Here is a 9240-nt window from a genome sequence, read left to right on the forward strand (position 1 = left end):
TCAAGCTGCCCTTGGGCATCCGTAATCCAAACGATTTGCGGGACGACATCGGCCATGAGTCGGAACCGTTGCTCGCTCTCACGCAGCGTGGCTTCTACCTGTTTGCGTTCGCTGATGTCGGTAAAGATGACCGCTACCTGGCGCGTTGTTGCATCGCCGACCCGCGACACCAAAACGTCGAACCAGCGATTGAGCGCATCCGCTCGCTCTTCAATGCGGATAGACTCACCTGTGTGAATGACCTGGGCGTAAAGGTCATTCCAATACTGTTCCACTCCCGGTGCCAGTTCGCTCGCTGTTTTGCCTTCTGGGTTGACAATACCGGACTGCCGCTCGAAGGCTGGATTCGCTTGCAAAATGCGGTGGTCAAACGGCTTGCCAGCGGCATCGAAGAGCACTTCAACGGTGCAAAAGCCTTCGTCGATCGACTCAAACACCGTGCGATACTGTTCTTCAGATTGACGCAAGGCGACTTCTGCCTGTTTACGAGCGGTGATATCTACCGCTGTTGCATAAAGCACTTGTTCTTCCAAATGGGGCTGCGCTCTCCAAAGCAACCAGCGGTAGGAGCCGTCTTTGTGCCGATAACGGTTTTCAAAGGCAAACGTTTCGGAGCCAGACAACACGCTGACGCTTTCCGCGACAGATGCGAGAATGTCGTCTGGATGGAGAAAATCAGTCCAGGGATAGGATGTCAGTTCGGCGGGTGTCCAGCCAAGAATACGCTCAAAAGCCGGGCTGACCCAGTGAAAATAGCCGTGGCTGCTCATAATCACTTGCAAATCTGACCCAACGGCAAGAAAGCGCTCTCGTTCCTGCTCAACTTTTTGGCGTTCGGCTTCGATCCGCTTTGTCTCACTGATGTTGGTAAACAAAGCGGCAAATTGATAACTTTGTGGCTCACCGATGCAAAAGGCGTGGACATCAAACCAATGGTTTATCGCGATCACTTGTTGCTCAAAGCGAACGGGTTCCCGAGTTCGCACAACTCCGCCATAGATCTTAAACAAATCAGTTTCAAGATTGGGAACCAGTTGCCGCGCCGTTTTACCGATTACTTGCTCCAGTCCGGTTAGCTGTTCAAAGGCCGCATTCACTTCGAGGAACAGATAATCGGTCGGTTCTCCGTTCTGATCAAATAGCAGTTCGCAGAGGCAGAAGCCTTCATCGAGGGACTCAAACAATGTGCGGTATTTTGTTTCTAATTCGCTCAACTTAGCTTCCGCACAGGCAGATGCGATGGCAGCAGTTGGGTTACTATTACGTGGCTGCGGCTCGGTTTCGCTCTGCTTTTTTTCCAACTGCTGGGCTTGGGCGAATTCTGTCAGTAGAATCTGCGCTGTCGTTTTCAGGCTGTCTGACCAGGTTTCGATCGCGCCCAGGGGCGTTTGTGACCAGTCATGCGAGTTTAGGAAGGTCTCCATCTCACCACCGTCTACAAAGGGGTTTTGGGGCAGTTCCGGATGTTCCTCTGCCCTCACGCTTTTAGCTTCCTTTCGGGAAAGTATTTCCCTCGGATTTTTTGACTGCGTTCCCGTAGCGTCACATCAGGTGAGTCGGCCAAGCGATTCAGTAAGACCTCAATTTGTCTCAGGGCTAAGGGAGAAGGGGTCGCATGTCCGTTTTCCCAACGATTAATGGTGGGAAAGCTGACTCCCAGTTGAGCCGCAAACTTCTCCTGGGTCAGCTTCAAGGTTTGCCGCAGTTCTCGAATCAGTTGACCGATGGCAGGTTGTTCGACCCCTAAATAGTCCTGATGAAAAGCCACAGCGCTCACAGTTTATAAAGTCCTTTGTTTATGAGCTTTAGCTAGTTCTAGTCAAAAACCCTCCCTCTTACGATGGGAGTTCCTAAATATAGCCAGCTCCTCATTGACAAATAGAATACCTGTCAGGACATGGATGGGATGCAGCTTCGCTAATTTGAGCTAATTAGCCTCACGCAAGGCATCAAGAACTTCCCTCAAATCCTGCTGTTCCTCGCACCACTGCTGTTCTGTTGGTGAAGCAAAGCTAGCCTCAATAGACTGGGCACAATCGTTGGAGGATTAGCTTCAGCTGTTGCCCATCCTCCAGATAAGACACATACTCATTGTCACCCATCCGGATATCTTGACCCTCGAGGTCTGGCCCGTACCGCTCTGCCAGGATGAGAATTGGAGCCCGGCTATCCAGAACGGTTTGTTGGCGAATCTGCTGCCCGATGGCGATACACTGCTCGATCGATTGCTTGTATTGATTGAGCAATATCAGGTCAAAGCGATCGCGTCCTCCCTCCACTCGTTGCAGAGCGTCGGCTTCATCGATTGCTAGGGTGACGTGATAGCCCCATGTCTGGAGGTTCTGCTTCAACAAGGGTCGGACCTCATCATCCGGTTCAAGCACAAAAATTCGCGGAGATAGGCGGCTCGTGGATTCATCGTTTTGGCTAGGAGTCATTGAAATGATGCAAAGTGCAATGAGGTGACGGTTATTTTCTACCCAACAAGCGATCGTATTCTGCTCTAGTTCTTTTGAAGCATTCGCAAGCAGAAGCCTCTAGCCCACCTTGATTGAGGATTTGGACATCCCCCCGCTGATATCGAATCAGTTTTCGCTCTTGCAGCTTTTGGGCTGTCTGCGTCACCCCAGCGCGCCGCACACCCAGCATCATGGCGATAAACTCCTGCGTCAGCGGCAGGTGGTCCGAGTCAACTCGCGCTTGGGCTTCCAGGAGCCAACGCGGTAGGCGCTGTTCTAGGGTGTGCAGAGAGTTGCAAGCTGCCGTTTGAGAGACCTGCGCCAGAAACGCCTGGCTATAGCGTAGAAGCAGGTCGTGCAGTTCACCATAGCGCTTGAACTCCTGTTGCATAATCTGAGCCTCAATTTTCATGGCACTCCCTGCCCCTTGGACGAGATACTCAGTTTGAGTGTTTTCGCGATTGCCCATCAGGGTATTAATGCCCAGCACTTCCCGATTCCCAATAATCCCCACCTCTGACATTGCCCCATCTTGCATGGTGATGGTGATAGAGAAGAGGCAGTCGAGCGGGAAGTAGAGATGAGATAAAGGCTCACCAGGAAGGTGCACGATTTCATTCTGAGCTAATGTAACTTGACTCAGATGGGGCCTCAGGCGATCGAGCACATCCGCCGAGAGCGCAGCCAGTATTTGATTTTCAGCGGTCATAAAAGCCTCAGAAGGTTATGAGAGAGGCTCTTTATAGAACACGTCTCAGGATGAAAGGTTAAAGTTTTGCGTAAGAGGCAGTTTCTGCCGTCTCTTGTGTTTCCTGGGTCAGGCAGGCCATGGTGGCAATTAACTCATCAATGTCTAACGGTTTGGGTAAGTGCTGGCAAAACCCAGCGGCGATCGCCCGCCTCTGAGCACTCTCTTCAGCGCATACGGTCAGGGCGATCGCCGGAATTCGGGTGTGTTTTGTGGTTTCCCAAGCTTTCACTTGGCTCATGAGTGAGTATCCATCTTCACCAGGCAAAACAATCTCGCTAATTAAGAGGTCAGGGCAAGCTTGTTGCATACTTTCGAGAGCTTCACTAACGCAGGTTGCTGTGGTTGTGGCAACCTCGTAGTCCTCAAATAATGCCATCAGTAAGTCTCTAGAATCAGCATCCCCATCGACTACAAGCACTCGCAGCCCTTTCCGAAGTGAATTTGAATCACACATGCCAGGAGTTCATTCCTTTTCACGGCAGTTGGCCATGCACAATTGGGGTAACAGATGCTTGCTTTGAGGCATAAGCAGGAAGCACCCGTTACCGACTCAATCTAAAATCCACGGTAGTTGATCCAGAGACAGAGTTCAGTACAGTTTCGTACTGTATGAAAAAGCTCAACCCCACTTTAGGTTGGCACTGAATCAATTCTTCTAAACTAAGAGGATCAGAGGGCGATCGCCCCACTTGATACTAACCTATCAGCTCTCAAACGTTACGGCAAAACTTTTGAGCTTAACCGTTGCTCCGATCATCCAGTTCCGCTGTAGGGGACTGCAACTCAGAGCAAGTGTTGGAGTACTGCCGCTCCAATTTGATTTGTACAGCGATGATGTCAATTAAGTAGCGGATGCGCTCGATCGCAGCTCGCATCGTGTTGAGCGTTTGTGTACGCTCTGCGATCAATTCCTCAAACCTTTTAGCGTGAGTCATGCTTGAGTAACCGGGCTGAGGAACTATCTGATCTCATAATGGCAGGAATTTTTAGCTTGTACACCCCTCAAAGGAGCCGAGTGAAATTTTATTAAGTAGCATTCGCTACAAAGGCGCTTAGCAGCTTTGTTTATGTTTCAAGCTCAAGACTCGTCCAGCCAAACTCGCCACCATCGAGATCAATTGGGTCGAGTCCACAGGTTTCGCTAAGTGCATTTGAAACCCAGCATCGAGCGCCTGTTGCCGCTCTCGGTCGCTGACATAGGCAGTAATGGCGGCTGCCGGAATCTGGCCTCCACTGGCCGCATCCAGCCCCCTCACCTGACGAATCAAGGAAAACCCATCTTCCTCTGGCATGCCGATATCTGCTAGAAGTACATCATATCCACTGGGGTAGGCAACTAGAACCGAGATCGCCTCTTTGACCGAAGTCACTCCCACGACTTGTGCCCCTACGCCTTCCAACAGGTATTTCATTAAGTCAAGAATATCTACTTCGTCATCCACGACCAAAACGTGTAAGCCTGCCAGCGAAAGAACTTCTTGGTTTATAGCGGCTGAAGGCTCCGCGACTGTCGGTTCCGAGCAGCTCGACGAAGTCAATTCCAAGGGCATCAGATGTGCTTCAGGTGATGTTACTGGGTTCCCGAAAGGAACCGTCGTTTGCAGAGGCAACCTCACAGTTATCGTGGTTCCTTGTCCTTTGCCAGCGCTCTCGGCTTGTACTGTGCCGCCATGCAACTCTACAATATGGCGAACAATCGCTAGGCCCAAACCTAGCCCTTGGCTCCCTTTAGTCGTGCTGGCATCTCCTTGACGAAAGCGCTCAAAAACGTAGGGTAGCAATTCTGCCTCAATGCCCTGTCCCGTATCGCTGATTTGAATCTCGGCATAAGCCTGCACAGGTGCTAACTTAATTTCTACCTGTCCCCCAGAGGGCGTAAACTTGATGGCGTTCGCTAGCAAATTCCACAGCACTTGCTGCAAACGCCCGCGATCGCCCAGAATGGTGGCAGCGTTTAACTGCGACATGATTTGAATCGCTTTCCCTTCTGCGGTAAGTTGGACAGATTCGATCGCCCCACCCACGACAGAGGCCAGATCCAGTGACTGGGTTTTAAGGTGCAGTTTGCCGCTAGTAATCCGCGAAATATCCAGCATGTCCTCAATCAGTTGAGATTGGGATCTCGCGCTTCGCTCTATCACTTCTAAAGCACGAGTGACGGTTGACTGGTCTAGCTGGCGATTGCGAAGAACCTGCGCCCAACCCAGCATGGTATTTAGGGGATTGCGGAGTTCATGGGAGAGGTTAGATAAAAATTCATCTTTCGCTCGGTTCGCAGCCTCTGCTTCTTGACGGGCGGACTGTTCTTGGTTCAGGAGCTGAGATCGCTCGGCTTCAAACTGCTTACGCTCGGTAATGTCTTCAACCGACAGCAAAATTTGTTGAGCTTCCCTGTCTTGAACAATCTTCCAACCATTGAGCAACATGACTTTGGGCCCAATCCGCTCAAAATCATGCTTCACTTCAAAGTTCTGAAGACTCGTATCATTGATCAGAATATCTTCCAGGAGCGCTTGCAAGCCGGGGATGTTCCAGTGACCGTTGCCCAAATCAAACAGCAGCACCTGGACAGTTTCGGGAGGCACCATCTGAAACGTTTTATAGAACGCTCGATTGGCTTGGGTTACCCGGAAATCAGATTCCAGCACGAGCAGCGGCACTTGCACCGTTTCTACAATTGCTTCTGCATAATTCCGGGCTGCTTCTAGCGTGGAGGCACTGCGCTTCAGGGCATTAATATCGAGCAATACCAACACTACGCCGTCGATCTGATTTTCAGTGGTGCGATACGGACGAATCCGCAGCATGTACCAATAACCTTCCTGGGTTTGCACTTCCAGTTCCTTGACGCTGAGCGTCTCCAGCACTTCTAAAATCAGCTGGTCTAAGTCTGGAACCTGGAGGTTGGTTCTAATATCACTCAACGGTCGTCCCGTATCGGTGGGAATAAAGTTAAATAATCGCTGTGCCATGGGCGTGAAGCGACGAACCCGTAAGTCGTGAGTCAACATCAAAATCGGGATGTTGATGCTCGCCAACAAATTGGTCAGATCGTTATTGACCTGGTGCATTTCTGCATTGCGGCTTCGGAGTTCTTCATTCGTGGTACTAAGTTCTTCATTCGTGGCTTGAATTTCTTCTTTGGCCGTTTCTAACTCTTCGTTGGTGCTTTGCAACTCCTCATTACTCGACAAAATTTCTTCATTGGCAACTTTGAGGTCTTGATTGGTATGCTCCTGCTCTTGAATGATGGCCTGCAAATACTCTTGAGTGGCGGCTCGTTCCTGATTCGCCGCGTCTAGCTCTTGCCTGAGTCGTGCATTCTCCTGCTCTAGCGCTCCCTGGGGAATATCTGAATTGAGGGAATTCGGTGGGCTAGTGGGTGGTGCGTCTTCAAAGAGGACTAAAAAGCGACGTTCTTCCGCAATCGGCACTTTAAAGGGAATCACTTGAAGATTGACTACTCTGGAGCGATCGCCTTCTTCTAAGCGGAGTCCATTTCTGGTGATGGGCATCTCCTGTCGTTGCGCTTGGTAAACAGCAGCCCGGAGCTCGACCAGCAAACCGTCCCTCACTAAGTTAAAGAGGTTGAGGTTCACAACGCCAGAGACGAGTTTCAAGTAGCGATCCACCTCTCCTCGCAGTTGCAGCACCTGCATCTTATGATCGAGCACGGCTCCCACAGGAGCGTAATGATTGGCAATCAGATGATCGACCTTTTGATCGAGGTCAAACTCTTCTGTCGGCGCGGGCAGAGGTGGGCGACCTGCTAAAACTTGGCTAGTGCGATCGCTGACCTTCGCAATCGGATGGCGACTGGGGGCAAACGAAAGTGGGGATCGAGTTGCAGCTGGCTTCCTAGTATAAAGTTTGTGTTTTTTCTCGACCAAAGTAAACAGGTCTGAAGCTTGACCTGTGCTCTCTGAGTTACCGAGGAGTAGAAAACCAGTCGGGTTAAGGCTGTAATGAAAAATGGGCATAATTTGCTTTTGCAGCGCATCTCCCAAATAGATCAGCACATTGCGGCAGCTCACCAGATCGAGATTACAGAATGGCGGATCGCTGCCCAAATTTTGATGGGCAAACACACAGAGTTCACGCACTGCCTTACTAATTTGAAATCTATCTCCCTCCAAAGCATAGAAAAAGCGACAACGACGCGCGGCTGACACGTCCACCATCTGGTTTTCTGTATAGATGCCTGCTCTGGCTTTGTCGATCGCCACATCGCTGATATCAGTGGCAAAAATCTGGATCAGGGGTTGGATATTTTGATCTGCCAAAAACTCCAACAAGCAGATGGCGATCGAATAAACTTCCTCGCCCGTCGAACAGCCCGCGATCCAGATCCGAATCGACCTGTCGTTAGACTTGTTTTGTGTAATCGCCGGAAAAACTCGCTTTTTTAGGAGTTCAAAGGCTTCCGGATCGCGAAAAAAACTGGTGACGTGGATTAATATTTCTTCGTACAGTGCCTTGATTTCAGCCGGATGCACTTGCAGGTACGTGACATAGTCCTCCAACCGTTCCAGCTTATATAACAGCATGCGTCGCTGAATCCGCCGATCAACCGTGTTTGCCTTGTAGCGGCTAAAATCAACACCTGTTTTGGATTGCAACAGGGCAAAAATCGTCGCTAGGGCGTCAGCGGGTTGGGGTAATAAGTCTGTCAAAATGGGTGTCATGAGGCGAGCCATAATCGGGTTGCGGCTCAAGTTTGCTAGTTCCTCAGCAATTTTGGCAGGCGGCAGCACAAAATCGACATTCCCCGTGGCCACAGCTGTGTTGGGCATACTGTTGAATTGTGCTGTGGCTTCACACTGAGCAAAGGTGATGCCACCCGCTGCCTTAATGGCTTTTAATCCTACGGAACCGTCGCCATCACCTCCCGACAACACAACAGCGATCGCCTTATGTCCGCGATCCGCTGCCAACGAGGCAAAAAAGGCATCTCCTGGCATATATTTACCCAACACTTTCTCACGGGGCGATAGTTGCAGCACCCCTTCAGAGAGAACCATTTTGGTGTTGGGTGGAATCACATAAACTTGGTTTGGCTCTACCCCTGTGCCGTCCTGCACTTCGCGAACTGGCAGCTGTGTCGTTCTAGCCAGAATCTCGGTGAGCAAACTCTCATGATCTGGGGCTAAATGCTGAATCAACACAAACGCCATCCCCGTGTCGGTAGGTAAATGGCTAAGCAGCTGGGTAAAGGCTTCTAAACCTCCCGCAGAGGCTGCAACTCCCACGATGGGAAAGGCTGCCTCGATCCCCTCTCCGGTCAGTTCAAATGTCGGTTGCTCAGAAGAGTCAGGAGACATAAGTTAAGTTGAGCACCTCAGTATGGCAGCTATCATTTTTACGATCAGCCGCTGTACTCGTACTCTAGAACGCTTTAATAGATCCTGCCGAATTTATTGAATTTTGCATGCAAAGATGTAATTTAGCCTTTCCCATCACACCCTCAATGCTGGAGAGGCGATCGCCAACGGTTGCAAGCCTTACAAGGCGATTAGCAAAGCCTATGAATCAAGCTTTTCATCAGCAATGCTGATAGTGATTTATACCCCTCTAAGGCAAATGGCTCATTTTTACACGAATCGTTGCCATACCCCTCATACCCCTTGCAGCGGCAGCAAAATGACAAACTTTGTGCCCCGTCCCACTTCCGAAATCACCTTAATTTTTCCTCGATGCTTTTCAATAATCTGGTAGCAAATAGAGAGCCCCAGCCCTGTGCCTTTACCAATCGATTTTGTTGTGAAAAAAGGATCAAAAAGCTTCGCTTGAACGTCAGGTGACATGCCTGAACCGTTATCACAAACCTGAATAGAAACGTGATGCTGATCTACTTGCTCCGTGCGAATGGTGATGCTAGGGACTGAAGGCTGGGCATGGAAAACTGAGGCTTGAGCGTCAGCAATTCTCATTTTGACGAAAAGCTGTTCAAGCTTTAGCAATGCCGCTATTGTACTGACATCTGAGAAACCCAAGAGGGCCAGAACCGTTGAAAGAACGGGGGTTGTTTGA

At 50.3% G+C, this 9240-nt stretch carries 8 protein-coding genes; all 8 read right to left on the reverse strand.

Annotated features, from left to right (window positions below; translation table 11 throughout):
* A partial coding sequence (locus tag NDA01_RS30565) for a PAS domain S-box protein (RefSeq protein ID WP_348231003.1) occupies positions 1–1481 on the reverse strand: 1481 nt, incomplete at its 3' end.
* Entirely contained in the window at positions 1478–1777 is a 300-nt protein-coding gene (locus tag NDA01_RS30570; protein ID WP_431193592.1) for a helix-turn-helix domain-containing protein, read from the reverse strand. The genes NDA01_RS30565 and NDA01_RS30570, both read right to left, overlap by 4 nt.
* A 241-nt stretch (positions 1778–2018) precedes the next feature.
* On the reverse strand, positions 2019–2438 hold the full coding sequence (locus tag NDA01_RS30575) for a response regulator (RefSeq protein ID WP_348231004.1): 420 nt from the start codon (positions 2436–2438) through the stop codon (positions 2019–2021).
* A gap of 31 nt (positions 2439–2469) precedes the next feature.
* Positions 2470–3168, reverse strand: coding sequence for a Crp/Fnr family transcriptional regulator (locus tag NDA01_RS30580; RefSeq protein ID WP_348231005.1), 699 nt, complete (start codon positions 3166–3168; stop codon positions 2470–2472).
* Positions 3169–3226: 58 nt separating this feature from the next.
* Positions 3227–3664, reverse strand: a complete 438-nt coding sequence (locus NDA01_RS30585; RefSeq protein WP_348231006.1) for a response regulator — start codon at positions 3662–3664, stop codon at positions 3227–3229.
* 283 nt (positions 3665–3947) lie between these two features.
* Positions 3948–4145: a hypothetical protein gene (locus NDA01_RS30590; protein WP_348231007.1), complete on the reverse strand. Its 198-nt coding sequence runs from the start codon at positions 4143–4145 to the stop codon at positions 3948–3950.
* 117 nt (positions 4146–4262) lie between these two features.
* Complete coding sequence (locus tag NDA01_RS30595; protein WP_348231008.1) at positions 4263–8531, reverse strand: chemotaxis protein CheB; 4269 nt, start codon at positions 8529–8531, stop codon at positions 4263–4265.
* A 294-nt stretch (positions 8532–8825) separates the two neighbouring features.
* Positions 8826–9240, reverse strand: a 415-nt coding sequence (locus tag NDA01_RS30600; protein WP_348231009.1) for a sensor histidine kinase, incomplete at its 5' end; no start/stop codon positions are given.

Source organism: Trichocoleus desertorum AS-A10 (assembly GCF_039962155.1).
Lineage (GTDB): Bacteria > Cyanobacteriota > Cyanobacteriia > FACHB-46 > FACHB-46 > Trichocoleus.